Here is a 26402-nt window from a genome sequence, read left to right as displayed (position 1 = left end):
ATAGCAAGCGACTACGTTAGACAATGATCATTTCACTAAATAAAACAGAGAAACCGTTGCTTAAAACACATAGTTCATTGACAGAGTGCCACTCAGTGGTTCGCCATAATGAACTTCGTTATCTGAATCTAGATAGTTATAGTATTTTTTATCGAACAGATTATTGAGGGTAAGATTTACCACCACATTATCACTCACTTGATACTTCGCCATCATATCCACCAGGCTGTAAGCGGATTGGCTAACATCACCGGCATACGTTTTATTTTGCCAACGTAGTGATACGCCCATCGTCAATTGAGGTAACCACTGCATAAACTGATAGCTACTCATCAGTTTCAACTGCTTGCGAGCAAAATCCGTATTGACGGCTTCGCCATCTTTGTCTTCTGCTTTGAACTGCGTATAGCCTAAATTCACATCAAGACCTTCTAGCGGTTGTCCCACCAGTTGTACTTCAAAACCTTTACTCGTTACCCCATCAGCGGCAACTTGTGCGGTATTTTGAGAATTAACTATTGTAGCCCCCGTGGGATCGTCTTGCGCAAGGTTATCTTCCTCAGTCTGGAATAGCGCAAGTGATAATCGTAATCTATTGTCGAAATAATGATTCTTCATCCCGACTTCATAAGTATCACCTTCGACAGGACCTAAGAACTCACCGTTACTTTTTTGCGCGTCTTGTGGCTCGTAAATGGTTGCATAACTTGCATAGAGACGCGTGTTTTCATTCCAATCATAGAGCGCACCGGCATAAGGCATAAAAATGCCATTATCAGAGTGTGTTGCATCAACCTCGTAGCTTTGACCTTCTCGTTTCCAGTTCGCAACACGTCCACCAAGAATAAGCTTGAAGTCATCGCGGATATTTAAACGTGTTGAGGCAAACATCCCCTGCTGTTCGGTTTTTAATTCTTCTGCTAAATAAGCACTAGATGACCATGTTGGTTCACTATAATGATTATTCCAACTCGAAAAATTGTTTACCATATCCGAGTAATTATCCGCGTATATCTCATAGGATCTGACTTTTTGGCGGGTATAGGTTAAACCAACCGTAAAATCATGCGCACGTCCTAATACAAGATATTGACCAGTCAGCTGAGTACTGATGCTGTTCTGCTCACTGTTACTATGATCTTTTTCAGGATAGGCTGAAATGGAATCATCGCTAGCGTCTAATGTACTCAAATAAAGAAGCTCATCCTTTTTGTTATATTTTGCATAACTGTAGTTAGTCTTCCATTGCCAGCCATTACTTAACGTATGTTCAAAATCGACAAAAGCGCCCTTGTTTTCTGTATTCCAATAACTCCAATCTGCAGCAGTCGTTTTTGAACGAGCAAAGTGAGTCTCAGTACCATTTGAATAGGCACCCGGCAACCCACCCCATGACGCCCCGTCGATATCATCGCTCTGGTAGTTACCGCCGACGCGTAATAACGTGTCGCTGTTAATGTCCTTTTCTATTACGCCATAAAGTACTTTGCGTTTTGAGCTGTAAAGATCAACGTAAGAGTTTTTCTCACTGTATTTAGTAACAATACGTCCGCGCAGCGAACCATCATCACTTAATGAGTTTTGCACATCAGCCGTCACAGCATGATGATCCCAACTGCCTATGGTTGCTTCCACGTTACCTTTTAACGTGTCACTATCGGCATGTTTACGCACCAAGTTAATCGAAGCAGATGGATCACCGACTCCAGTGGTTAATCCCGTTGCGCCACGAACGACCTCTACTCGATCATAAATGGACATATCCGCCAACGCTTCACCCGAACTATTGCCCACATCTCCCCACGTATAAGGAGTGCCATCAATCTGAATGTTATTAATATCAAAACCGCGAGATTGATATTCAGTACGAACATCATCATCATGCTTAGCCGAAATACCAATCACGCTATCCAACACATCATTGATCGAATCCATGTTCCAATCTTGCATGGTATAAGTATCAACCACGCTGACAGATTGTGGGGTTTCCTCAGGCGACAAAGCCATGCCTGTTCCGCCTGAAACTGGTGTAGATTGTGTATCACTGCCCACCACAGTAATCGTTTCTGTAGATGTATTTTTTGTCGGTAGGCCTGTATCTTGGGCCCATACAGAAAGTACCGGTGAAGCAATCATAACACCAAGGGTAAGGCGTCTAATTGACAAGATTTTCATTCTGATTGTCCTATAGTTTTTCTAATTCTCTATTTTTAATATCGACAGGAAGAGCAAGTAGAGCTTGGATTGTTACCAGCCGTGTTATAAGTAGCAACACGGCTTAAAATCACGTTAAACTCATGATTCAGAAATGATGTAACGAACTAGAAGATAGATAAAATGAGTTCATTGAATATTGATATTGGTTACTCAACACCACTGCAAAAACATGTAGATGCATATCGTTCTCATTTTCATTTCTAAACAAGTGCAATGTACATGATTAGTTCATGATACTATTATCGGTATATTGACATTTAATACGGATATTCGGCCATCATTATCGATATCGAGTCATTTAAACTGACAGAAACCTACGAAACTCCTTGGCATGAACACCAATGGGGGCAATTGTATTGGTTAGAAAACGGCATTATCAATGTTGAAACGGGAAAAGCCCAGTGGTCTGTGACCCCAGGTTCAGTTGGGTGGACACCCAAGGATTGCAATCATAAAGTGAAAATTTTCACGGCAGTCCAAGTGCATGTTCTAAACCTTGATTATTCCTCAGCGCAAGGTTTCCCAGCAGAGCCAGGCGTGTATTGCATGAATGGTTTTCTTGATACCCTGTTGCAACGCGCAATCGAATGCGGTAATTCAAGCTATCCAGACAGCTATATATCACATCTGGTCGCTCTGTTAGCGTTCGAAGTCGCCAGATTACAAGAGCTCCCGTTAGGGCTCCCCCTTCCCATCGATCGCCGCGCAAGAAATATTGCAGATGAATTGCTAAAATCGCCATCTAGCCATTTATCCCAAGAGCAACTGGCAAGTCATTGGGGGGTGAGCGTACGCACTCTCAGCCGTATTTTCATTAAGCAAACCGGCATAACGTTCAGCCAATGGCGTCAACAATCAAAAATTATTACCTCGCTTGCTCTTATCGAAAAAGGGCTGAGTATCAACGAAGTCGCAGCGCAAAGCGGTTACACCAATGTCAGTGCGTATATAGAAGCGTTTCGCCAACGCTTTGGTGAAACACCCGGTAAATTTCAAGCGAAGATGATTTAGAGCCGTGAGAGGAAGTTGCGAGCTAGTCGATACCACTAGCTCAACCCTGCCTAAAATGACTTACTGATGAATATCAGGTCGGAAATTAAAGTAGGACTGGTCGATTAGAGTACGGTAAACGCCTGCAATATTTTCTGGTAACCACTGTTTGTACATCTTGAGGTTGGAATATTCAGGCAACGTTATTTCTTTTTGTAAGGTTTTCAGATCCTTTCCTGCTAACATGCCATCACGGACTTTGGCATAAAGCGCTTTAAGATACCCTAGATAATGTTCCACATCTTTTCTATCACCGGCCTCTGCATGGCCCCCGACTAACAGATCAAATTTGGGGCCATTGAGTAACGCCTCGGTTGAATCTATCATTCCCTGAATATCGTAACCTTGTAGATCTTTATAAGGCATCCGCCCAAGTACAACCCAATCGACGACAAACATGACATTTGCTGGCATAAAATGCATACTCACGTTGCCACGACCATTATTCACCCCATAATATTTCAACTCAACATCACTATCGCCAAGTTTGATATGTAGATGATCCCCAAAAGTGACATCAGGCAACCGTGTTGGTAATTGTGTGAATTTCATATCTTCTGCAGCTAACTCCTGCCCTACGACAATGGTATCAGCATCTGCGAGCTTATCTCCGCCAAGGGAATGATCGACATGATTATGGCTGTATATCATGTAACGAATGGGTAAGTGATAGCGCTTTTTGAGCTCTTGTTTTAACCAAGATGCAGCACTGGGATTAATCGGATCAGTCACCAAAATACCTTGTTTAGTCACCATAAACACTGAGCGATAATGTCCGGCAGTAAAACGATAGACATTACCTTTCATCTGTTCAATGGTATAACGAGATTGCCCTTCCGCAGCAACAGAAGGGAAAGCCATCATTGCACTAATACATGCCACTATTAATACCTGAATAAAACGCATAAACCCATCCTTCTCCAATGAAACCAAACCGCTTAACCAGCCGTTATCATTACTTTTAGATAAAGTAATGTACTGAAATATGTAGAGTTCAGTGATACAGATTTTTAATTTGTATCGAAAGTTAGGTATAACAGAGAGGGGGTAAATTGCCTATTTCAACGCAGGAGTTAAGTCACTAACTATGAGGTACAATCCAAAATATTTATGCAAATTGATGCAAACCAAGGCCATAAAATCAAGCATAATTGGATATCCCCCCATTACTTTGTATGGCGTTTCAATTATTCATTCTTTTGAATTAACGGATTGCAGATGCGCTTTATCGCTATTTGTTCAAAACAGTACAAAATGAAACCTACTAGCATAACCATCCCCATAATAACTAAGCCGAACGTCGATCCTTTGTGATCGATATAAGCACCTATAGATAAAGAAAGCCCACATTGAAAAATGAGCGATATCCCGAGTATGACCGACATCATTCGCCCCATATATTGCTTAGACACCAATTTCATTAATATCGCGCCAATTAAAATGCGTAATGACGAGTTAGAAATGCCCAAAACCAAACTACATAGATAAAGGTTGAACGTCACTGTGTTATGGCTTAGACATAGCAAATTCACAGCAGCGATTAAGAATAACAACCCGATGAGTTTTTCTGATTTTAATTTGCGACTAAACAATGAGATAAGAACGCCTGACACTAGTCCTCCTATCCCATAGGACATATCAGCGAGACCAAAAGTAACACTACCTTTTCGTAATGTATTATTCACATATTCAGGTAATACAACGTTGTACATCATTGTGACTATAAGAGGCACAATAGAAATAATACCTAACAAAAAAATAATTTTATTCCGTGATAGAAATTGAACGCCTCCCTGCAATGAAGATAAATAATCTTCTTTTTTATCGATAAAAATTTGCGATTGGTGATTAAGAAAAATAATGGCAACGGCACTTGCAATGAACATTGCTGTAATGATTAATAAAATCCCAGCGAAACTACAATAGTTGTATAAAACCCCTGCAGCTCCAGCGGCTAAAAACATCCCTACTTGCAAACTCACTTCTAATAGAGAATTGCCCTGAACATAGCTGTTTTCATCAAGTATTTCTTGCAAAAGACTTCGCGATGACGCGATATAAAGAGTCCAACCTATGCCGTTGATAGCAGAAAAGGCATAGAGCACAAAGAGATGAAAACCGTAAAAATGCAATAGAAAAAATATGCCAATAAACCCGATAGCTCTTAATAGGTGTGTCCAAAATATCAAGGTCTTACGCGGTATTCGATCTACTACTCCCCCCAAGATAATGGTTGTGATAAAACCTGCGATCACATTCACTGCGAGTAATGTTCCGACACTGGATGACTCGCCAGTCTTCATAAGTACATACCAATTGGCACTTAGCGTTGCCATCCCAACACCAAAACCAGACAAGATATCTGATATAAAGAAAACGCTAAATTTGGAATTTTTCAGAATTGAAATATTGAGGCTCATAATTATTTTCATATCCACTTAATGTTTTCGAAATATTAAGCAGGCAAATAATATGAATAAATACTGGTTACCGACAAAGACTTAGTACATTATGTTCACAATCCAATAGCCATTGGGATAACAAAATGAACTTCATGAAATCAGTCAGCGCATTTGCTCTTACTGTAGAAAAAGGCAATTTTACTAATGCGGCGAAAGAGCTCGATATCACGCCGAGTATGTTAAGTCGACAAATCCGTGAGCTTGAAGCCTATTTAGATTGTAAGTTAATTAACCGAACCACCCGAAAACAAGGCTTAACGGCCGCAGGTGAATGTTATTATCGATATTGCACTCAACTGCTAGCTACCGCGGAACAAGCCAAAAAAGCGGTACATCAACTCAACGATTCAGTGGTTGGCCATCTAAGGCTAAGTGCGCCCATCGCCTATGGGAATCGTATATTAGCGCCCATCGTGGCGGATTTTATAAAACAATATCCGGCAGTGAGTATTGAAATGAATTTGTCGGATCATCGGGTTGATCTCGTTGAGGATAACTATCAAATTGCAATCCGTATTGGTGATGTGGTTGATGAAGGCGTAGTAGCGTTACCTCTACCACCGTATAGAATGCTACTTGCCGCATCACCAGAATACTTAGAAAGCCATCCGATACCAGAAAATCCTCAGGATTTATTGCAGCATAATTGTATTAGCTTTTCTCAATGGCGTTCCAATAAGTATTGGACATTAAAAAACGCTAATGAAACCCACCAGCTAGAAATCACTCCAACACTACTATGTAATACTGGCGAATCAATACGGCAAGCCGCATTAAGCGGTGCGGGGATTGTGCTTAATTCTGAAGTGATGCTCGATAGAGATATTCAAACTGGCCGCCTAATTCAGATCTTGCCTAATTTCACGATTGCCTCTCATACCATGCACATTCTACGCTGCCAAACGACGCCCGTTCCTCCCGTCATTGACATGTTTATCAAACACGTTTTAAAAGCAGTCTAAGTAGAAAAAAGTCTGAATGAAGGTTCTAGGGGTTCTCTTTCACCCGTTTTAATGGTGTGTGTCGTGTTTGTTTTATTCTAAGGCGCTTTTATACTCTTGAAAAATAAGGGGATAACTATCGAATATGGATTGATTATTAATGCAATAAAATGATACTTTTATTCACACCCCCTCTTAAAAGGATTTATAACAATGAAAAAATTATTGGGCATTCTATGCATTGCTGTTGGCATGGCTCCTTATTTCGTTAATGCAGAGACATATGTTGTAGGTGCGGGAGGTACTTATCGCCCATTTGAATACGAGACACCAAGTAAAGAACTGAAAGGTTTTGATATAGACATCATCAAAGCAATTGCGAAGAAAGAGCATTTCGATATCAAACTCGTTAATACCCCTTGGGAAGGCATCTTTGCCACTTTAAATTCAGGTGACCGCGATATTCTTGTTTCTGGTATCACGATTACCGATAAACGCAAACGAATTGTCGATTTTTCAAACCCATACTTCCCTGCAGAACAAGCGATTGTTGTACCTAAATCATCAAAAGTACATGCCCTTTCCGAGCTAAAAAATGAGAACGTCGGCGTGGTTAACTCAAGTACTGCCGATGTCATTGCTTCTAAAGTATTAGGCATTAACAGCACAGCTATCAAACGTTTTGATAATACACCTCTCATGTTGCAAGAGTTGTATGAAGAAGGATTGAGTTCTGCCATTGGCGATGTAGGTGTCGTGAAATACTACATCAAAACTCACCCAGAAAAAGACTTTAAGCTAGTCTACGATGAACATTTCAAACCACAGTATTTTGGTATAGCTGTAGCAAAAGGCAACGATAAACTTCTGGGCAAAATAAACACTGGTTTGAAAGACATTATTGCAGATGGAACCTATGCGAAAATCTACCAAACTTGGTTTGATACTGACGTTCCAACTCTTCCTGCTCAATAATTTCACTTTTTATATTTATACCGAAAGCGAGTATCTATGCTCGCTTTTTTAGCTGTACTCCAGGAAATACTATGAACGGATTCCATTGGGATATCATACAAGAATATTGGCCACTCTTTATGAGTGGAGCCCAAACCACTTTAGAATGCACGATTATTTGCGTTATCACCGGGACGTTATGGGGTCTCATCCTAGGGTTAGGCCGACTTGCAGAAGCTCCGCACGGACCATGGAAATACATCCTACATTACGGCATTCAATGGCCAGTTCGCATTTATATCAGTGCTTTTCGTGGCACACCGTTATTTGTCCAAATTATGGTTGTTCACTTTGCCTTAATTCCCCTATTAACTAACCCTCGAGACGGGCTTTTTGTCGTTCATGGCATCATGAGTTCAGATTTTGCTCGTGAGTTACGATCGAACTACGGCGCATTTCTTTCCTGTATTGTCGCCATTACACTGAATTCAGGCGCCTATGTATCAGAGATTTTTCGAGCAGGCATTCAATCCATTGATAACGGCCAAATGGAAGCGTCTCGCTCATTAGGAATGAGTTACCTTCGCTCTATGTACAGAGTTATTTTACCGCAAGCTTTTCAACGCATGTTGCCACCACTAGGCAATAACGCGATTGCAATCGTAAAAGACTCCTCACTTGCCTCAGCAATCGGTCTGGCCGATCTTGCGTATGCCGCTCGCACAGCTTCAGGCGCTTACGCTAGTTACTGGGAACCTTACTTAACCATCAGCGTAATTTACTGGGTATTTACCTTTTTACTATCGCTCTTTGTACAATATCTAGAACAAAGGAGTAGCCAAAGTGATCAACGTTAAGAATCTGAGTAAAGCCTTTGGCTCGTATACCGTCTTAGATAATGTTACTTGTGAGATTAACGAACAAGAAGTTGTCTGTATTATTGGACCTTCCGGTTCAGGTAAAAGCACGTTTCTTCGTTGCTTAAATGCCTTAGAAGATTTTCAAGGAGGGAAGGTTTGGATAAATGACCACGCGTTGCATGAACGCCAAACTAATTTAAATGCCATGCGCACTCATGTAGGAATGGTTTTTCAGAAGTTTAACCTATTTCCACATATGACCGTTTTGGACAACCTCACGATGGCTCCGGTCGATGTACTGAAGCAAGACAAAACAGAAGCCCAAGAAAAAGCGCTCAAATTATTAGACAAAGTAGGCTTAAAAGACAAAGCCAATGCATGGCCCTCTACCTTATCGGGCGGCCAACAACAACGCGTCGCCATTGCCCGAGCATTAGCAATGGACCCTTCTGTTATTCTTTTTGACGAACCCACATCGGCGCTCGACCCAGAATTAGTGGGTGAAGTTTTAGAAGTGATGAAACAACTGGCTAATGAAGGTATGACCATGGTGATCGTAACTCACGAAATGGCTTTTGCTCGTGAAGTCGCAGACCGAATTATTTTTATCGATAAAGGCCAGTTTCAAGAAGTGGGAACACCAGAACAAATTTTCACCACACCTACAAACCCTCGCACCGCAGAATTTTTAAGTAAGGTACTATAAAAACACCACAATAACGGTCGCTGTGATATTGGTATTCATTAAGAAATGATTCTAATTTTGACTAAGATATAAAACATAAAAATCCGGTATGGGTAGCCCATATCGGATTTTTAATTTTGAACAAACATCATGACATGGTTCACTAACATTAGTGGCCATAAAGCTGAAGTCAGCCGTTATACAATAATCACCAACGCCGACTTAATGCCAAAATTCCAAGCCTCTGTGATTGAAATGGCGTGTGTCCTGTTTATTTTGTTTATTTCTGGTATTACATAGAAAAAATCATCTATTGACGAAATTATAGTGCAACTCAATGAGGATTTTCTTAGTTGAGGCGTGTAAACTACGCGCAAAACTCAGTTTCCTCGTAAGGACCATCCATGACTTTGTCGACCAGCCCGTCACCCAACGTCGTTGTTGTAAGTAACTCTTCTGATAATCCGTTTGCTATTGATATCGCTTATGCCATGGGACAGCATGAAGACATCGCTGATATCATCAGTATGAAGCAATTTATGAATTCCGAGTTTTGCCCACGCTTCATCTCGGACGAAGCCGATTTCGACAATATCGGTCGTCAGCTTAACGGTAAGGTGGTCGTCATCGTTAGTACAACGAGCCGTATTCAAAGCCGTCAAGAATTAGCCATGGCTAACTTCATTATTGCGCGTGCTGCAAAAGAAAACGGCGCCGAACGCGTCGTATTGGTAGAACCCGATTTATTTTACAGCGCACAGGATCGGGGCGCACACAATGAATTAGGTGAAACCAGCTTCGAACGTGACATCAAAGACATTAAGAAATTTGATGGTCAACCATTTACCGCTAAGCTATACGCGCAAATGTTAAAGCTGTCGGGTGTGGACACTGTCATGACCATTCATAACCACTCAGACTCCGTTCAGAAGATCTTCACTGACGTTTTTGAAGGTAACTTTCATAACCTGATTCCTTACGAAATCTATGCGCATTACTTACTCAACTCCGACATCCTAAACTGCGGAGAGGAAGGGGAAGGCCTAGTGCTTTGCGCACCAGATAAAGGAGCCCGAGACTTCGTTAAAAAAATGTACGACACGCTTGGTTTAAATAAAGCTAAGTTCATCATGTTGGATAAAGAACGGACTGCCGAACGTAAAGTTGAAATCACTCTTCACAAAGAAAGTGAAGACACATTTGAAGGTTTGGAAAACGCCAGCATCGTTCTGTTTGATGACATGGTTCGTACCGGATCTACAATCATTAAATCTTGTAAATTCTTGAAGCAAATTAATCCCGAGCGCATTGTGTTTGCTGTATCGCACTTCTATGCGAGCGTCGAAGGCCGTGATCGTATGGCTCATCCTGCATTAGGAGAGATCTTAACACTGAACACGTTACCAACCATTTTGAACCGAGATGAACAAGGTCGTCTACGTAAAAAAATGGTTGTTTTAAAAGTGGAAAAATGGCTATCTCAAGAGCTTTGCAATATTTTGGATTTACCACAAACGAAAGAAGCAAACCCTTACAAGATTGATATGTCGTCTAAAAACCCTCGCTTTAGACGCAAAATCTGGTCTAGTGAAGAACTACACGACCTTAATAAAAGCCGCCAATAAAGCGACTTAAAGTACATAAAAAGCCGTCTACGTTCTGAACGAGACGGTTTTTTGTGCCATGAAATCAAATGACTTATCGAACAATACCTACAATCATCTTTCTGCTCAAAACACCACAACCTCAACGATATCAATAACCTCTTTCATCTATGGATTGGCTTTAAGTGACTTTGCCGATAAAGTTTTTAAGGTTAGCACTTTTGACACAAGAATAATTAAGGGTGTGTGTCCCTGTTAATTGTACAAGCACTACAAACTATTTTGCGTGAATACAAAAAATAGCCAACGCAGGCACTTCGGTGTCTGCAGTGATTCTCTGCTAAATAAGGTGAAACTTTAGCGGTTATTTTTGCTGAGTGAATAACCAGTCACGAATCGCGTCAATTGAATAGGCGTATTGCCATGTGTAACGGTGATTACCGCCTTTAAAGACCGCGTATTTAATCGACGTTCCTTTATTCATCATATCAATGGCTTGTTTATCCAGCGTTGCAGTAGGTGCTTGTGCATTCCATGTTGCGTTTGCGACCGTTGCACCATGTTTTTTCAACTCTGCTGTAATCGCGTCCATACCAGGTTTTGCTTTCGTGTCGCCTTCCGAAACAACAATCCACAATGGTTTGTTTGCCATAGGAACCACCATCTTAGGTCCCCACTGACAAGCGACTAAATACGACGCGGCAAACAAATCGGGATATTTAATGTTCATCGCAATGGACGCCATTCCTCCCATCGATTGTCCGGTATTGTAAAGACGATTCGCATCGATAGAATATTCGCTGAGCAAATGTTTTACGAGATCGACCGTCACATCCATATCGGCTGTGGTTACAGAATTGTCGCCCGTCATCACTGCATTGTACTGAGGTGCTAAGACAAAGCTTGGATGTTTGGCTTGATCGCGTGCCGATGCCCAAACGACAGCGCCTGAGCCCTGAGTTAAGGTTTCGATCGGGTTATTACTCACAGCGCCAGCATCGTGCATAAACAGCACTAAGGGATAAGACTGGTTAGGATCGTAATTTTTCGGTATGTATAAGTTATACATCAAATCGCGATTTAACTTCTCATCGTGAAATACAAATTGTTTAAAACCTTGAATATCTGGATTTAATGTCTGGTTACTGGTGAGCTTATCTTGGCTTGTTGCAGTTTTAACTCCGTTATCCAGCGTCACTTCACCAGACTGAATCACAGATGCTTTTAGCGTCACAGGTATTGGTGATTTGTTCGAGCGTTCACCTAATTGTGGACCACCGTGACCTACTGGTGCTTTACCTTGATGATGACCTTGACCTTTTTTAGGACCTCCTCCCATTTTACTACTGTCTGGATCAATCACAGTTTTTAGCTGCACAATAACAAAAGACCCCGTTGCTGACGGCTTACCTAGCTCTGCGCTATGACTGAGGTAAATTTCGTTCACTTCACGCCCCGGAACAGTAAAATCAGACAGGTCTAAAGAAGCAGGATCGACATTATGAGTGTATTCAATCGCGACACCAGCCACTTTCTGCCCATCACCAAGCACCTTAACTAAAGCGGTCACATTCATTATTTCTAGATGTTTAGGGTATTGATATTGTGCAATTTTTTCTTTTGCTCCTGCATCTCCCAAAGCAGCCGCTTTCTTATACCAAACTAATGCTTGCTGGGTATCTTTTTCGACACCTAATCCATTTTCATAAACATGACCAAGTGCCAAAATGGCGGGTAAACAAGGTAAATCGCCACGTTTTGCAGATTTTTGGTACCAATCCAATGCCTTGGCATAATCTTGTTTCACACCGTGACCCGTTTCGTAAAGCTTACCTAGGTAGTATTGGCTGGTAATATCTCCTTGAGTAGCACCTTGCTGGTAATATTGTGCCGCCTTTTGCGCATCGACCGCTGTTCCCCAGCCATTTTGATATATCAGACCAAGATAACGCGGCGCTTTCATATCCCCTTTTTGCGCGGCTTTAATAAACCATTGATGGGCGCTTTGTGGATCTTTTTTCACACCAGTGCCATAGAGGTAAAGAATCCCTAAATTCGTCATAGCTCGAGCTTGACCGCTCATTGCCGCTTTTTGGGTATACTCAAACCCTTTTTCTATATTATTCAAGCCATAACGCTGATGTATATAGGACTCTCCTAAACGATCCCATGCCATGGGATCATTGTTTTTAGCCGCTAATTCTAAATAATACAGCGCTTGTTCATCATTGCCTTTCGCATTCTCTTTTTCATACATTTTCATATATTTGGATAGGTTTTGAGAATGCCAGCCATGGTGCGATTTCACTTGATGGTGCTCCGTTGGTGTGGTGCTACAGCCAGCCATTAAAGCTGTTGCAACCAAACATGCAATTGTGGTCATTTTATTCATTCTAAATTGCCTTTATAAATTTTTTACAATAATACTAACGCCTAAAGTTGGAAGATAATGTCATGACCACCGCCATGAGCTCTTTCATGAAACATCATTATTGCGCTAGAGATATAGCTTTTTTACGATCTCTTACATAATTAAAAAAGGGTTGAGAAATTTAATAAGGACAGAAATTTAATAAGGACAGAAATTTAATAAGGACACACGCCCTAACATACGCTCAATTTACCGCTCCGATTACTCGCTATTTCTTTGAATTCGGTCGTAAGTTTTCGCTCGTCTTATATCGCCTCCATCAACAAATTGCCAAGCTTAATCACGCTTAGATTCTCGGAGTGAACGAATGACAACGGCCAGATCTCAACTCATTTGCCCTAACGTAACACCCTACTATCACTGTGTTTCTCGCTGTGTACGCCGTTCCTTTCTCTGTGGTAAAGATAATTCTACTGGCAAGTCTTATGAGCACCGCCGTGCATGGGTTGAACAGCGTATGCTAACCCTCTCTTCTGTGTACTGCATACGTATTTGCTCTTACGCCATTATGAGCAATCATTACCACCTCGTGGCATTCGTTGATAAAGAAGCCGCCCTCGCCCTTTCTGACCTTGAAGTAGTAGAACGTTGGTGCAGTGAGCATCAAACACCAGTGATTATTCAGCGTTGGCTGGCAAACCAGCTCAAGTCAAAAGCTGAATCACACACATGTAAACAGTTGATTGAGACTTGGCGTCACCGTTTGTATTCCCTAAGCTGGTTTATGAGAGAACTCAACTACGACATTGCCGTACAGGCTAACAAAGAAGACCAATGCACAGGCCGCTTCTGGGAAGGTCGATTTAAATCTCAAGCCTTATTAGACGAGAAAGCACTACTGACCGCCATGGCTTACGTCGATCTCAATCCGATAAGAGCAAAAATGGCCGATTCCCCAGAGAAATCCGATCACACCTCAGTAAAAGCACGTTTGAACAGCTTAGAACGCGGCGAAACCACCACGCCATCGCTTGCCAACTTTATGGGATATGAACACCATGATAAACATCACGGGATCCCATTTCGTTTGATGGATTATATAGAGTTGGTTGACTGGGTAGGCAGGCAAATTAGACAAGATAAGCGCGGGTATATTGATAACAGCATGCCGGCCATTCTTGAACGGTTGTCCCTGCCCCAGCAAGAGTGTTTAACGTTATGCACTGAACTAGCAAAGAAGCCCAGAGCTTGGGTTGGCTCAACCAAAGAACTCTATAATGCGAAAGCCAAATTGGGTAAGAAAAGAATGGTGGCCCTACTGATTTCATAATGAATACAACGTTAAGCCATTAGGCTTCAGTAACTAATTGGTTTCTCACAACTCCTACAATCATCTTTCTGCTCAAAACACCACAATCTCACCGATATCAACGACCACATTCATCTCTGAATAAGCTTTAANTGACTTTGCNGNCAAAGTTTTTAAGGTTAGCACTTTTGACACAAGAATAATTAAAGGTGTGTGTCCCAGTTAATTGTTTTTTAATACGAAACCATTAGAAAACAATGAGAATGATCTACAAATCGATCCTTTGTAAATGTAAAAACATGCGAGAAAGGTCAATAAAAATCGTGGTGATATAGATAATTCTGTCCCTAGTTCAGCCCTTTAAAATCAAGGATGTTCATGCGGTTTCCCTGTACTCAAAACACCACAATCTCACCGATATTTGTATGGATAATAATTACCGATTTAGGGTAATGTGAGACCCAGGCTTTAGCTGCAACTAAAGCTTTCTATGTCGTAGTTCGATTGAACGTTGGCTCCTCTATTGAGAGACCGGTAACAAGATGGAACGCGACATAGGACTCCAAGCACCACACTCGAATAGTCTTCTGGGTCTCGAACCCGCATTATGCAAGCAAGAGTTAGCTTATTATGAATACAAACACACTTCAAAACATTAATGTCGGTGTGGATACCGGTAAATCACAACTTGATATCTACATTCGTCCTCTCGATATCTATTTTTCTGTTTCCAATGACAAAGCTGGTATCGATAAGGCCATTAAAAATATCAAAAAGTACTCTCCTCAACGCGTCGTTATCGAAGCAACTGGTCGTCTAGAAATGCCGTTTATTATGGCCTGTGCCGATGCAAAACTTCCCTACGTCATCGCCAATCCATTACACATAAAAAAGTTCGCTGGCGCTATTGGCAGAAAAGCAAAAAACGACCGACTTGATGCAGCACTTATTGCCCACTTTGCTGAAGCCATCAAACCTAAACTCACGCAATTAAAACCAGAAAAAATACGATTAATGAGTGACTTAGTCGCTAGACGTAATCAGCTATTAGCGATGCAAACCATGGAGAAAAACCGACTTCAAATCATGCCTAAAGCATTAGCTTCATCGATTACCCCTGTACTCACTGCTTTCAAAAAACAAGTTCAAAAGATAGAAGAAAAAATCATTAAACTTATTGAACAATGCCCTGAATATACAGCGAAAAATGCCATACTTCAGAGCATGCCCGGCATTGGAAAAATCGCCGCAGCCTCCATCATCAGTAACGTCCCTGAGCTTGGATACATCACTAATAAACAGGCGGCCTCACTGATTGGCGTTGCCCCAATAACTAAAGAAAGCGGCAAGTACAAAGGCAAACGTATTATCCAAGGTGGTCGCCATCAAGTTCGCACCGTTCTCTTCATGGCAATGATGTCAGCAATGCAGTGTAACCCCGTTTTTAAGGCCACATATCAGCGGCTACTTGATGCTGGAAAGCCTAAAAAAGTGGCCATTATCGCCTGCGTTAGAAAGATGGTTGTCATACTAAATTCTATGCTGAGAGATGGAACCATGTGGGATGAAAACACATCAAAAATTTAACGCTTGACGCCATAGTCTCTTGTTAGGCAAATTATTCCCACGGAACTGATACTCAACTTTAAAGTTTGAATAGGGGATTCCGTCTACTTCATACGTATATTTTTCNCGGCTACTTGATGCTGGAAAGCCTAAAAAAGTGGCCATTATCGCCTGCGTTAGAAAGATGGTTGTCATACTAAATTCTATGCTGAGAGATGGAACCATGTGGGATGAAAACACATCAAAAATTTAACGCTTGACGCCATAGTCTCTTGTTAGGCAAATTATTCCCACGGAACTGATAACTCAACTTTAAAGTTTGAATAGGGGATTCCGTCTACTTCATACGTATATTTTTCTGACTCGTATTTCACAGTTATATCATGTAGCTCTGCAATATAGTTTACAAAGTACAAACCAAGCCCTCGCCCAACACAATTTTCAAGATTTAAGGCGTTCCTACCACGAAAATGTTTTTTAGTAAGATTTTTTATTTCATCTGAACCAACAAAAGGACCAGAAGAACTTATCTCTATGCTTGTACAATTAGGGTAATATGTAAATTCCACATAAACATCACTGCGCTCAGGGCTATATTTTATGGCATTATCTAAAAGTAAATACGGGAGAATATCAATTATAGAATAAGCATCCATGACTCTACGCACTTCATTGTCTGCCTCAATATGCACTTTAACTTTCTTCTCTCTCGAAAGAGAGTTTAACATTTTTCTAGCCTTGTAAAATTTGCCGTAGATATTTACTTGTTGAGTTGCCAAGTGTTCAATAGCGTCTGGGTTTAGTTCTACATCGATAAAGTCTAATCTAGTTGTGAACAACTGAGATAAGTTCAGAATACCTTCTGCTACGACACGAACTTGGTCTGCTTGTGAGGGCTTCATATTTATTGGCTTATCTTCGCCAATTTTCTGAGCATGAAGAGCGATACTTAGTTGTTCAGATAGGTTTTTCAACCGTTGATTGAAGTAACGCAATTCATGCATCGATTCAAGCACCAGCTCATTGTAGTCCATATTTGACATTAAAATATTATCCCAGAAATGAAGTTAACTAATAGACCTTTAACGATGTCATTTGCATGAGCAACCGCCTTACTATTTTCAAGTTTGCTTTTATCTTTTCGCAACATTGAAGCGATGAAATCTTGCTCAACTTCCCAAACGTCATATAAGTCCATATTATGTACATTCAGTAGATTATCTCTCAGTCTCAACCATCTGAGTTTATTTGATCGCATCGTATCAACCGCCTTGCTAATAGAGTTGATAACTCGATCAAGGTCTGTATCTCGAATGATCTTATCATCAGCAACTTCTATGATTTTTGCGACATTAATTTTGTAGACAGCTGAAGACATAGCAATAATATATTTTTCAGGGTACAACTGACGCGATTCTTTTATGATGTATGCGCCTTCTAATCGAGATCTAAATTTTTTACCAACACCTTTGATATCACAAACAATAACTGAGTATGATTTGAGCATATCAAAATCTTCAATATCTCTGTAATGTCTGACGTTATACCCACTTCTTTGCAAACTATCTAGATATGGGACATCCATATCATCAATTATTGCTATTTTAATATTTGCCCTATCAATTAAAAGATCGTTACCTTGCCGATTGAGCTGCTCCAAATATAATCTTTTTTTAAACATAACAACCTTATCTGAAAATACGACTATTTGCCTAACAGTTCTCATACAGAACTCTTATACTGATATGCTCTGCTTTTACTTGCTATGTTCTGTATTTGTCACCGAGAAATCGTCTTTCTCACTTAGTTTTGTTGCTCTTGCGCAGGTTATACCGAAACGAAAATCCGGATTCTTTCCATAGTTCATGTACAAAACTAGTCGCTTCACCTATCAACAAGATAGTCAATAATATACATAACATTCACTTGCATATATAAATACCACTTATAGGACTTGTTTTATATGGCATTTATCAAAAAATATACTGTTGGGATGCTTTTTCTTATACATGTGACTAAAAATCAGTATCTTGCATTAACAATTTGATGTTTAGTGGTGTGCTTTCTTTTTAATGGACAAAATACGTCCTTACTATGTGCCTTGTATGTCCCCTATCTTTGCTGGCATTTTGATCGATCTACCACTTATTTTTGCTGAGGAGAGCTAATGTATTGGCAGCTTTAAGCAAACAGCGTTTAGCATCACGCCTCTTGCTGGTGATATTAAGCGGGTTATGTGGTGTGCAGTGTTGTTTGTGATTGACAGGGTTTCTTGGAGTGTCTTCATAATGAGCAGTTGCTTCATCTGTGGATGATTATCGTTACCGCTGAGTAACAAAAACTGCTAAAATGCGCCCCGAAACATTGATATAGGAAGCTGAAATGGCAGATTTTAATAAAATTTTAACTCCAGGCGATTACGAAAATGGCCTAGTGAACGTAGTTGTAGAAATCCCAACTGGTAGCAACCACAAAATTGAATGGAACCGTGAGCTTGCTGTGTTCGAACTTGATCGCGTTGAACCACAGATTTTTGCGAAACCAACTAACTACGGTTTCATCCCACAAACTCTTGATGAAGATGGCGACGAGCTTGATGCACTGATCATCACTAGCGAACCTCTAACAACAGGTATCTTCCTAAAAGCGAAAGTTATCGGTGTAATGAAGTTTGTTGATGATGGCGAAGTTGATGACAAAGTTGTTGTTGTACCTGCGGACGACCGTAGCAACGGTAACGCGATCAACTCTCTAGAAGATCTTCCAGCACAACTTATCAAGCAAATCGAATTCCACTTCAATCACTACAAAGATCTGAAGAAAGCTGGCACAACAACAGTTGAAAGCTGGGGCGACATCGCTGAAGCGAAAGAAGTAATCGCTGAATCAATCAAACGTTGGAACGACCAATAATTGATTGACGCTATTAAGTAACATGCGCCTTTATTAAGAGACACATATTACTTAAGGCTCAGAATAAAGCCGTTGGCCTATTTGTAAGCCAGCGGTTTTTTTATACCTTGTTGTTTACTTCCTTGCTGCTTTGGGCTCTCTTGCCAACTTCCCAACCTGCCCGATTTCACTACCGACACTTTGTCGTATTTCTCCCAATCTCGTGTCTTGTTTGTACCGTTATCCGTACTAATTATTTTTATCTTATTCATTTTTAAACAGATTTTATTTGGTATGAACATTGAAGGTTATTAGATGATTAAGCATGACGTAGAAAATAAAGTCAGCCTCAACAGGGAGTCCAATTCATGGAAGAAGAAGAACTACAGGCATTGCGCAAGCAAGTCAAAAAGGCCAAGCGAATTGCATCGGAGCGCGCAGGTGAACTGCACGATCTTGTCGAAGAGCGTTTACCGCAAGCATTCGATGAAATTCCGGCTTTGGCAAAAGCTTGTTACGATGCCTGCCAACACTGGGCCGATGTTACCCAGCAATTAAAAGAAGCCGAATCGGTAGCAGATCATTAACTGCTAGGCTTTTCACTGTTAAGCGCGTTTTAAAGGACAGGCACCGATTTCGGTGCCTGTCCTTTTTATGAATCTTTTTCAGCACACCACTATCATTTAATAAAGTGAGCACTATCGATGAAAAAAGGCGTTAGCCGATATCACCAGCTAACGCCTTAAACCAAACCATCATAGTATTATGATGGGTATTGAATTCTGAGGATTACTCGTCTTCGGTCGCGCTTTGTAGAGCAATTTCGTGTTCAAAAACTAATGCGTCGTTCCCTTCTTCTAGCAACTCAGCGATTTCGTTTGCGACTTCTTGCTCATCATCAGCTTCGATTTGGTCAGCCAATTCTTCATCTGTGTAACCGTAGAAATTCAGCAGAAGGTAATCGCGAGCTTCTTCTTTAGTACAGGTCACGTTCACTGCAATATCGGCTTCAAGTTTGTCTTGCGCGCTCATCTCAGCGATCTGTGCGAGAACGTCTTCTTTCATAGCAGCCGTTAACCAACCCAGATCGGTACTTGCTTTCGTATTTTTATCGTTAAAACAAGGAAGTTGATGAAAGTAATATTGAAAGTCAGCCATGGTCATATCTTCTCTAAGTGTTGAAGTGGAGGATTATGCGCGTTTTTGAGGAAATTACTACATCAATAACACAAAATCGCTTCAGTACATTAGCTGGAATCGATTAAATCGGTGCCCGTTTACAAGGACAGGCACCGTTATCGCTAATATTGGTAAAGGTTTATTTCTTAGTCCAAATCCGTGTGTTCAAATCCAAATCCTCAACAATATCCGTTAGGAATTTAAGTTGCCCATAAAACTCTTTAACCACCGAAAATGACGTCGCAGGGGTAAATAAGCTAGGTTCAAAATGGTTTACATTGGATTCGATAGCAATAAAAAGCTTTCCGTCAATAAAGGAGATGCGAATAGGATTAATGAACGAACGACGAAACTCGACTAGCCGTTCCATTAACGTAGGAGAAAGGATATACCGCGCGTCAGTTTGATCTGAACCATACACTTCAAACAGCTTTTCGAAATCTGGGTTTTCTAGGGTAACTCTCGTTCCCATGCGGTTAGAGTCACTGCCGAACATTTTTCCTATTGAGGAGAACAACCCACCTTCAGGGACAATAAAGAGCTCAGAAGAAAAACGCTTGTTAAAATCGGCAATAAAAAACACACCTTTAAAAATTGTGTGCCAATCTGTTTTGGTATGGCCCTTAGAATCTTGACTGGTTGTCTTATACTTGGATTCAAGTTCGCAAAATTGTATCGCCGTTTTACCAATATTCCCTTCTATATAATCTTCGCCCTGAATTGAATCAAAGTGATGGTCATAAAGTTCACTTTTCTTATAAAGTTTAGACTCAATATGACCGTTTGGCGTGTATTCCAAATTCGGAAACATCGTCGCTAACATGGTTTCCATTACTTGGATTTTGTAATGGTTTCGATAGTCACCCCACACACTAGAAAAATAGCTATGGTAAATAAACACAGCAACCCCAAATATCGCCAGTCCAATGCGTGGATCATAGTTATTGTATCTAATAATTTCGTAGTCAATAAAACCAATAATTGGGAAGATCAAAATACCAATAAGCATCACCATGACGGCTTTCGTTCGGCGTTTATCGAGTGGTGCTAACTTTGGCTTATAATCCGTTTCAAATGCAGCTTCTAGTTCTTGTAAATTCATGATGACCTCTGACTAGTTTTTAAACAGCTCGCCAACATTTGGATTCACTTTTTCCACTTCAGGGATATCGAATAATTCACGAGTGGTAATCCCCATATATTTAGCAAACAGATTGGTCGGAATCATTTCTACTGCATTATTTAGCTCGTTCACAGCGGCATTAAAAGAGCGACGTGCTGCGGAAATTTGTTCTTCAACATCATTTAAAGAACGCTGTAACATTATGAAATTCTCACTTGCCTTCAAATCAGGATACGCTTCTAGTGAAACTCGCAAGTTGCTCATTTCTTGGTTAAGCTGCTTATCAATCGCCACCTTTTCACCTTGAGTTAAATTGGCTCTCATTCCCTGAGTACGTAGTTCGGTAAGGCGCACAAGCGTTTCGTTTTCATGTTTCAAATAAGACTTAACACTGCTCACTAAGTTTGGAATGAGATCAAACCGTTTTTTAAGCATTACATCAATGCTCGATTCAGCGTTATTCGCGGCGTTCTTTTTTCTGATCAGGGAGTTGTAGGTCCCGAAAATAAAAAGCACCAACACAACAGCGATAATGATAAAAACAACTGACATAGTATTTCTCCAACTCGTTTATTTATTGTCATTCTAGTTAGCAAAAACTAGATTCAAGCTTTTGATTAAAATTCTTTATTACGAGATGCTAAATCAAACTTAGACAGTTGATTAACAATACAGATGAGACCAATAATGATGGCAAAACTGAGGCATAGCCACAACGTAAACACTCGATGTGCTATCGAGTTTCTCGGATAAAACGAATTCGTTTTTAGCTGATAAAAATAGACTGAATATGGATACAGAAAGCAATTTACAACAGCGTATGTACCGAATGCGATCAGTCCAGTTGCAATACTAATGCTAAATGCAATACAGAGTTGAGTGAAAAAATATTTAGGTGGAATACCAAGCAATATGAAGCGAGGTAAGTTTTTTAGTATTTCCATAATTAAGCCTTTTTTAATTTTTATACTCGAGTGCTTTATTGGGAGCCAACTCATTGCCCAATGCACTTATATTGTTGAGTATCGTTTTAGGCTTATATACAGACAGCGCAGAGCTTTGTCATCGGTTTCTCAGGACAAAGCTCCACTTTTTGAACCACATCTACATAAATAGTTACTGTTAACTTACAGTTTCATTATCAAGCCCTAAAGTTCGGCTTTTCCCCTCTACTCTTAGTTAGTCAGATGTACCTGCTCGCTGCTTGTTCTGAAGGAAAAACAATGAGCCAGTAAAGTGTAACTGACACTTGCGGCTATAATCCCCACCAATGGTGGCATCCACGGAGAAAAGTAAGCACAACCTGACCCAATCACATAGGCTCCTAACCCAATCCAATTATAATCAGGCAGTGTGACACTCGCTAATTTGGGGAATGTCCCTCGGTAGGTAAACCAGTAGGAACTCATAATGACCGCCCCGATTGGAGGAATAAAAGTACCTAGCAACACAAGAAATGGAATCAAATAGTTATACATTCCTAATACCGCTAATATGGTGCCAATAGCCGCTCCTACAATGGTGATGGTACGTCTTTTATCACTGCGTAATAAATTACAACCTGCAGCAGCAAAGTTATAAATAGTGTTATCTTGGGTTGTCCATAAGTTGGTAAATAACATAGCAATAGCTAAAAAAAGAAAGCCTTGAGCGACTAGAACATCCACAATATCAGCATGTTGATAAATTAATGCACCATACGCACCAATAAACACCATCAGACCGTTGCCGATAAAGAATGCTATGAGCGTTGCTAGCACTGCTACCCTTCCTGATTTGGCAAATCGACTCCAGTTAGTAGCCTGTGTTGCACCGCTAATAAACGTACCTATAACAACGGTAATAGCTGCACTCATTGTCATGTTAGGTGCCGGTTGAATACCAAACAGAGCGACCAAACCACCAACATCCACTAGGCCGCGATAAAAACTAATCGCAATAAAAATTAGCATCAGAGGTACGGATATTTTGGATAATATATCCATTGCACGATAACCAATAAATGCGGTGACGCAGAAACCAAAGCCAAATAGGACCATTAAAGGAAGCTGCCAAGATTTCTCAAGTTCTAGCAGTGTGGTGAGCACAATGGCAATGGTTGCCACACCCCATGCGTACCAGCCAATCTGGGTAAAACCCAATATAAAATCGGACAACCGACTGCCTTTTTCTCCAAAACAGTATCGGCCCAATAACACCGTATTTAACCCCGTTTTGTATGCTATCCATCCTAGTGCCGCAGCATAGATCCCCAAGATGAGATTACCTACAACAATAATCAACAGTAGGTTATCAAATGAAAATGCCTTACCAATATTACCACCAGCCCACATTGTTGCCGTGTAGAAAGTAAATCCCAATAACATAACCGCCATGGATACCATACCCTTACGATGGCTATCGGGTACCTCGCTCAATGGGAAATCCGTATCTTTTTGCATATTCAACGCTCCTGCGTATTGGTTGATTATGCAACATGGTTACAAGGATTATGCCAACAGAAAAATCCCTGTATCAGCGAGTAATATTCGGAATGAATACATTGAAATGAACTAATATTGTGCAGATAACAAAAACAGGCACCGTTATAGGTGCCTGTTAATCAGAACTAGAACTAAACCACGTTTAACACTGAGCAATGACTAAACCGTGGTTGCTGCTGCCAAGCAGGGTTGGTTCAGCGCAGGTTTGCAAATGATATTCAAACCAAGCTTGGTATTGCTCTGGGGTCATTGGGTTGATGCCATCGGCGATATAGCGACTAAACGTATCGGTGGCGATATGGCTAACCAGTTTAAACCCCTGCCCTTCGACTAACTCTTCCATCTCTTTTGGCGTAGCGAAATAACCAACTTGAAAGAAACGATCAGCCTCGGCACTGGTCACCACACCTTCATTGAGTAATTTGCTATAAACGTCGGGCGTGACCAATTCAGGAAATTTCTGGGTAAACATGCCAGCAATGAAGAAGCGTGAGATATAGGCAACGGCAACAATGCCGCCCGGCTTTAAAATACGACGGGCTTCGGCTATCGCTTGTTCGCGCAGATCTTGGGATTGTATGTGATAAAGCGGCCCCAAAATAACACATACGTCTTGGGAATGATCATCAATAAATGGCACGTCACAAGCATTGCCTTGGTAAATAGACAAATCAAGATTCTGTTGCGCCGCTTTTTCTTTAAGGATACGAACCTGATCTGGAACCAGTTCAACCGCAGTCGTCGTTAACCCCATTTGGGCAAATGTTAATGAGTAACGACCGGTCGCAGCACCCAATTCTGTCACGTAGCAACCGGGCTTTAAATAAGGTTTTAACTTCGCCATGGTGGTATCAAATTCAATTTGCGCAATATATTGACGAGTTAAGCGCGAATCTTCATCCGCCCCAGTGTACTGCTCTATCAGTGCATCCATTAACCTATCCTTTGTAGTTCAAACATGCCAGTCACGAAAAAACCATTATATTCAATAAAATAGTGACGATTAATTAGTATCAGAGTGCTTATAGGCTAGCAACATATATTTGCTTTAATTCCTCAACCAACACAGCTAAATCAGTCTGTCCCAATCGATCTCATCAAGTGGTGAAAACGACTTCGTAGCTTCTCTATCTGTTAAATATTTAAGGACAAAACAACCACTCCCAAGTTCACTCGCAAAACTATCAATTAGAATTATTCAACATTCAGGGATTTCAGCTATATTTCTTTAAACAAAGACACGCTATACGCGATTGGTAGCTGTAAATAACTGTTCACACATGGTTTAAAGAGTGCATAAACAAAAATACTTTAGCGCTAATTCCGTTATTTCCACGATCACGTGGCTTATTGTCGCGATGATGATCGCAAGCCTCGTCTTGATTAGTTTCTTCTTTCATATCATTGATGACCAAACCAGAACGGTAGACGCCGCCAGAGTAGACGCCTCGATTAAGCACGAGAACCTACGCTACACAGATATTTCTTATGAGTACACCAACTGGGATTTAGCCTATCAAAAAACCGTTGTTGAACGCGATATTGAGTGGATGACAGAAAAATACACCATTTACCTTACTGCTCATTACAACATGAGTGTCATTGCGTTAATCAAAAGCAACGAAGAGATTGAATTACTCGGTGGTAATGCTCCAAACGCAGAGAAATATGCCAGTAAGCTACTTCAATCGCCCTCACTTAAACAGCTATTTGGTTGGAGTAAACAACATGATAAGCAAGCCTTAAACAAAACTTACTTTACCAATATTGATGGCGTCACCTTTTTTATTTCAGCGCAGCCTTTTACTACCGAAGAAAATGAAGAGATTGTCGATGGTAGTATGCTTGTTTTTGCGCGAATCATTGATAATCAATCTTTGAAAGAGTTTGTAAAGGCTTATCATCTCCCGGCTCTTCACATCAATGCTGATGCAAAAAAATACGACGATTCCCTATATCTTAAAGAGTTGGACGGGAAACCAGTGGCCCAACTCTCTTGGCACATCGACCATAGAACGACTGCGTTTGTCCCTTACCTCACTTTATTTCTCTTAGGGTTATTGGGTATCGCATTGATCATTGCTCGTACCGTTTTACAAAAGGATCAAAAGGACCGTTCACAATATGAGGATGTACTTTTTACTGCTGCAACCACAGATCCTCTTACCCAAACATACAACAAGCGATATTTTGCCAGTTACACTCGTAACCAGATCATGCTCTTTGAACGGCAAAAGCGCCATTTATCGTTGATCGTGCTCGATCTTGATCACTTTAAATCGATTAACGACCAATACGGTCATGACGTTGGCGATGCGGCGTTAATTCATTTCAGTACTATTTGCCGTAATAATCTTAGAGGTGCAGATGTGTTGGGAAGAATTGGCGGTGAAGAGTTCGCGATTCTGCTTCCAGGCGCAGATATCGACAATGCTTGTAAAGTTGCAGAACGTATTCGCAAGTCAATCAGCAATGAACCACTCACTATTGGCACACGCCAACTGACGATAACAGTGAGTATCGGTGTCGCGACTCATCAAGATAGCCTCGAGTTTGCTGAGCTAGTCAAAGAAGCCGATGAAGCCATGTATGAGGCCAAACGCAGCGGGCGCAACAGAGTTGTTGCACATTAATCGTTTCCTTGAAAACAATGCCGTTTAAAACCCAGAGCTCTGAAGTTACTTAAGATGTGCTCAATTTGTAATA

The 26402-nt window shown here is 40.8% G+C and carries 23 protein-coding genes and 1 pseudogene; 12 read left to right on the top strand and 12 right to left on the bottom strand.

Going from position 1 to position 26402, the window contains the following annotated elements; translation table 11 throughout:
• Window positions 1-60: 60 nt before the first annotated feature.
• A complete protein-coding gene (locus F9817_RS14040; RefSeq protein ID WP_161156588.1) occupies window positions 61-2175 on the bottom strand; it encodes a TonB-dependent siderophore receptor in 2115 nt (704 codons plus the stop codon).
• Window positions 2176-2568: 393 nt separating this feature from the next.
• On the opposite strand from F9817_RS14040, the gene F9817_RS14035 reads away from it, so the two are divergent.
• Complete coding sequence (locus tag F9817_RS14035) at window positions 2569-3228, top strand: AraC family transcriptional regulator (protein WP_237476258.1); 660 nt, start codon at window positions 2569-2571, stop codon at window positions 3226-3228.
• Between the two features lie 60 nt (window positions 3229-3288).
• On the opposite strand, the gene F9817_RS14030 is transcribed toward F9817_RS14035, so the two are convergent.
• Complete coding sequence (locus F9817_RS14030; RefSeq protein ID WP_202436464.1) at window positions 3289-4173, bottom strand: MBL fold metallo-hydrolase; 885 nt, start codon at window positions 4171-4173, stop codon at window positions 3289-3291.
• 281 nt (window positions 4174-4454) lie between these two features.
• Complete coding sequence (locus tag F9817_RS14025) at window positions 4455-5687, bottom strand: MFS transporter (protein WP_161156586.1); 1233 nt, start codon at window positions 5685-5687, stop codon at window positions 4455-4457.
• 134 nt (window positions 5688-5821) lie between these two features.
• Between F9817_RS14025 and F9817_RS14020 the strand changes: the two genes are divergently transcribed.
• The 5 genes from F9817_RS14020 (at window position 5822) to F9817_RS14000 (ending at window position 10794) form a co-directional block, all read left to right on the top strand.
• Window positions 5822-6691: a LysR family transcriptional regulator gene (locus F9817_RS14020; RefSeq protein WP_161156584.1), complete on the top strand. Its 870-nt coding sequence runs from the start codon at window positions 5822-5824 to the stop codon at window positions 6689-6691.
• A 192-nt stretch (window positions 6692-6883) separates the two neighbouring features.
• Window positions 6884-7645, top strand: a complete 762-nt coding sequence (locus F9817_RS14015; protein ID WP_161156582.1) for a basic amino acid ABC transporter substrate-binding protein — start codon at window positions 6884-6886, stop codon at window positions 7643-7645.
• A gap of 71 nt (window positions 7646-7716) precedes the next feature.
• Entirely contained in the window at window positions 7717-8481 is a 765-nt protein-coding gene (locus F9817_RS14010) for an amino acid ABC transporter permease (RefSeq protein ID WP_161156580.1), read from the top strand.
• Window positions 8468-9190, top strand: a complete 723-nt coding sequence (locus tag F9817_RS14005) for an ATP-binding cassette domain-containing protein (RefSeq protein ID WP_161156578.1) — start codon at window positions 8468-8470, stop codon at window positions 9188-9190. The genes F9817_RS14010 and F9817_RS14005 overlap by 14 nt, the downstream gene beginning before the upstream one ends.
• Before the next feature lie 383 nt (window positions 9191-9573).
• Window positions 9574-10794: a phosphoribosyltransferase family protein gene (locus F9817_RS14000; RefSeq protein WP_161156577.1), complete on the top strand. Its 1221-nt coding sequence runs from the start codon at window positions 9574-9576 to the stop codon at window positions 10792-10794.
• 343 nt (window positions 10795-11137) lie between these two features.
• On the opposite strand, the gene F9817_RS13995 is transcribed toward F9817_RS14000, so the two are convergent.
• Window positions 11138-13165 carry an alpha/beta hydrolase-fold protein gene (locus tag F9817_RS13995; RefSeq protein WP_161156575.1) on the bottom strand — a complete coding sequence of 676 codons (2028 nt, stop codon included), beginning with the start codon at window positions 13163-13165 and terminating at the stop codon, window positions 11138-11140.
• A 346-nt stretch (window positions 13166-13511) separates the two neighbouring features.
• Here F9817_RS13995 and F9817_RS13990 point away from each other — a divergent pair, with 346 nt between their 5' ends.
• The 3 genes and pseudogenes from F9817_RS13990 to F9817_RS13980 form a co-directional block, all read left to right on the top strand.
• Entirely contained in the window at window positions 13512-14474 is a 963-nt protein-coding gene (locus tag F9817_RS13990) for a transposase (RefSeq protein WP_161156573.1), read from the top strand.
• 609 nt (window positions 14475-15083) lie between these two features.
• On the top strand, window positions 15084-16040 hold the full coding sequence (locus F9817_RS13985; RefSeq protein ID WP_161156571.1) for an IS110 family RNA-guided transposase: 957 nt from the start codon (window positions 15084-15086) through the stop codon (window positions 16038-16040).
• Between the two features lie 100 nt (window positions 16041-16140).
• Window positions 16141-16272 (top strand): annotated as a pseudogene (locus tag F9817_RS13980) (IS110 family transposase); the annotation flags it as partial.
• Window positions 16273-16303: 31 nt separating this feature from the next.
• Here F9817_RS13980 and F9817_RS13975 read toward each other — a convergent pair.
• Both F9817_RS13975 and F9817_RS13970 read right to left on the bottom strand, forming a co-directional pair.
• Window positions 16304-17062, bottom strand: a complete 759-nt coding sequence (locus F9817_RS13975) for a sensor histidine kinase (protein ID WP_161156569.1) — start codon at window positions 17060-17062, stop codon at window positions 16304-16306.
• The gene (locus tag F9817_RS13970; RefSeq protein ID WP_161156567.1) at window positions 17062-17745 is read right to left on the bottom strand and encodes a hypothetical protein; all 684 of its coding nucleotides are present in this window, start codon (window positions 17743-17745) and stop codon (window positions 17062-17064) included. Before F9817_RS13970 ends, F9817_RS13975 begins: the two co-directional genes overlap by 1 nt.
• Window positions 17746-18401: 656 nt before the next feature.
• Between F9817_RS13970 and F9817_RS13965 the strand changes: the two genes are divergently transcribed.
• Both F9817_RS13965 and F9817_RS13960 read left to right on the top strand, forming a co-directional pair.
• Window positions 18402-18932, top strand: coding sequence for an inorganic diphosphatase (locus F9817_RS13965; protein WP_161156565.1), 531 nt, complete (start codon window positions 18402-18404; stop codon window positions 18930-18932).
• A gap of 347 nt (window positions 18933-19279) precedes the next feature.
• Window positions 19280-19498, top strand: coding sequence for a CCE_0567 family metalloprotein (locus F9817_RS13960; RefSeq protein ID WP_161156563.1), 219 nt, complete (start codon window positions 19280-19282; stop codon window positions 19496-19498).
• Between the two features lie 202 nt (window positions 19499-19700).
• On the opposite strand, the gene F9817_RS13955 is transcribed toward F9817_RS13960, so the two are convergent.
• The 6 genes from F9817_RS13955 to F9817_RS13930 all read right to left on the bottom strand — a co-directional run bounded on the left by F9817_RS13955 (window position 19701) and on the right by F9817_RS13930 (window position 24630).
• On the bottom strand, window positions 19701-20069 hold the full coding sequence (locus F9817_RS13955; protein WP_161156561.1) for a hypothetical protein: 369 nt from the start codon (window positions 20067-20069) through the stop codon (window positions 19701-19703).
• 160 nt (window positions 20070-20229) lie between these two features.
• Complete coding sequence (locus F9817_RS13950; RefSeq protein WP_161156559.1) at window positions 20230-21192, bottom strand: DUF3137 domain-containing protein; 963 nt, start codon at window positions 21190-21192, stop codon at window positions 20230-20232.
• A 12-nt stretch (window positions 21193-21204) separates the two neighbouring features.
• The gene (locus tag F9817_RS13945; protein ID WP_161156557.1) at window positions 21205-21765 is read right to left on the bottom strand and encodes a LemA family protein; all 561 of its coding nucleotides are present in this window, start codon (window positions 21763-21765) and stop codon (window positions 21205-21207) included.
• 65 nt (window positions 21766-21830) lie between these two features.
• Complete coding sequence (locus F9817_RS13940; RefSeq protein WP_161156555.1) at window positions 21831-22157, bottom strand: hypothetical protein; 327 nt, start codon at window positions 22155-22157, stop codon at window positions 21831-21833.
• A gap of 231 nt (window positions 22158-22388) precedes the next feature.
• A complete protein-coding gene (codB, locus tag F9817_RS13935; RefSeq protein WP_161156554.1) occupies window positions 22389-23654 on the bottom strand; it encodes a cytosine permease in 1266 nt (421 codons plus the stop codon).
• Window positions 23655-23838: 184 nt separating this feature from the next.
• Window positions 23839-24630: a class I SAM-dependent methyltransferase gene (locus F9817_RS13930; protein WP_161156552.1), complete on the bottom strand. Its 792-nt coding sequence runs from the start codon at window positions 24628-24630 to the stop codon at window positions 23839-23841.
• 358 nt (window positions 24631-24988) lie between these two features.
• On the opposite strand from F9817_RS13930, the gene F9817_RS13925 reads away from it, so the two are divergent.
• The gene (locus tag F9817_RS13925; protein ID WP_161156550.1) at window positions 24989-26329 is read left to right on the top strand and encodes a diguanylate cyclase; all 1341 of its coding nucleotides are present in this window, start codon (window positions 24989-24991) and stop codon (window positions 26327-26329) included.
• Window positions 26330-26402 lie beyond the last annotated feature (73 nt).

Source organism: Vibrio eleionomae, from assembly GCF_009874545.1.
Taxonomy (GTDB): domain Bacteria; phylum Pseudomonadota; class Gammaproteobacteria; order Enterobacterales; family Vibrionaceae; genus Vibrio; species Vibrio nitrifigilis.
The sequence above is the reverse complement of the archived record's forward strand: the minus strand, read 5'-3'. Positions and strand labels throughout refer to the sequence as shown.

What these genes read in the sequence shown, in the direction of transcription:
- F9817_RS13940 (WP_161156555.1), bottom strand. Translation starts at nt 22,157, where the DNA reads ATGGAAATACTAAAAAACTTACCTCGCTTCATATTGCTTGGTATTCCA.
- F9817_RS13985 (WP_161156571.1), top strand. Translation starts at nt 15,084, where the DNA reads ATGAATACAAACACACTTCAAAACATTAATGTCGGTGTGGATACCGGT.
- F9817_RS14030 (WP_202436464.1), bottom strand. Translation starts at nt 4,173, where the DNA reads ATGCGTTTTATTCAGGTATTAATAGTGGCATGTATTAGTGCAATGATG.
- F9817_RS13965 (WP_161156565.1), top strand. Translation starts at nt 18,402, where the DNA reads ATGGCAGATTTTAATAAAATTTTAACTCCAGGCGATTACGAAAATGGC.
- F9817_RS14025 (WP_161156586.1), bottom strand. Translation starts at nt 5,687, where the DNA reads ATGAGCCTCAATATTTCAATTCTGAAAAATTCCAAATTTAGCGTTTTC.
- F9817_RS14010 (WP_161156580.1), top strand. Translation starts at nt 7,717, where the DNA reads ATGAACGGATTCCATTGGGATATCATACAAGAATATTGGCCACTCTTT.
- F9817_RS13970 (WP_161156567.1), bottom strand. Translation starts at nt 17,745, where the DNA reads ATGAGAACTGTTAGGCAAATAGTCGTATTTTCAGATAAGGTTGTTATG.
- F9817_RS13945 (WP_161156557.1), bottom strand. Translation starts at nt 21,765, where the DNA reads ATGTCAGTTGTTTTTATCATTATCGCTGTTGTGTTGGTGCTTTTTATT.
- F9817_RS13975 (WP_161156569.1), bottom strand. Translation starts at nt 17,062, where the DNA reads ATGTCAAATATGGACTACAATGAGCTGGTGCTTGAATCGATGCATGAA.
- F9817_RS13930 (WP_161156552.1), bottom strand. Translation starts at nt 24,630, where the DNA reads ATGGATGCACTGATAGAGCAGTACACTGGGGCGGATGAAGATTCGCGC.
- F9817_RS13960 (WP_161156563.1), top strand. Translation starts at nt 19,280, where the DNA reads ATGGAAGAAGAAGAACTACAGGCATTGCGCAAGCAAGTCAAAAAGGCC.
- F9817_RS13990 (WP_161156573.1), top strand. Translation starts at nt 13,512, where the DNA reads ATGACAACGGCCAGATCTCAACTCATTTGCCCTAACGTAACACCCTAC.
- F9817_RS14020 (WP_161156584.1), top strand. Translation starts at nt 5,822, where the DNA reads ATGAAATCAGTCAGCGCATTTGCTCTTACTGTAGAAAAAGGCAATTTT.
- codB (WP_161156554.1), bottom strand. Translation starts at nt 23,654, where the DNA reads ATGCAAAAAGATACGGATTTCCCATTGAGCGAGGTACCCGATAGCCAT.
- F9817_RS13950 (WP_161156559.1), bottom strand. Translation starts at nt 21,192, where the DNA reads ATGAATTTACAAGAACTAGAAGCTGCATTTGAAACGGATTATAAGCCA.
- F9817_RS14015 (WP_161156582.1), top strand. Translation starts at nt 6,884, where the DNA reads ATGAAAAAATTATTGGGCATTCTATGCATTGCTGTTGGCATGGCTCCT.
- F9817_RS14040 (WP_161156588.1), bottom strand. Translation starts at nt 2,175, where the DNA reads ATGAAAATCTTGTCAATTAGACGCCTTACCCTTGGTGTTATGATTGCT.
- F9817_RS14000 (WP_161156577.1), top strand. Translation starts at nt 9,574, where the DNA reads ATGACTTTGTCGACCAGCCCGTCACCCAACGTCGTTGTTGTAAGTAAC.
- F9817_RS13995 (WP_161156575.1), bottom strand. Translation starts at nt 13,165, where the DNA reads ATGAATAAAATGACCACAATTGCATGTTTGGTTGCAACAGCTTTAATG.
- F9817_RS13955 (WP_161156561.1), bottom strand. Translation starts at nt 20,069, where the DNA reads ATGGCTGACTTTCAATATTACTTTCATCAACTTCCTTGTTTTAACGAT.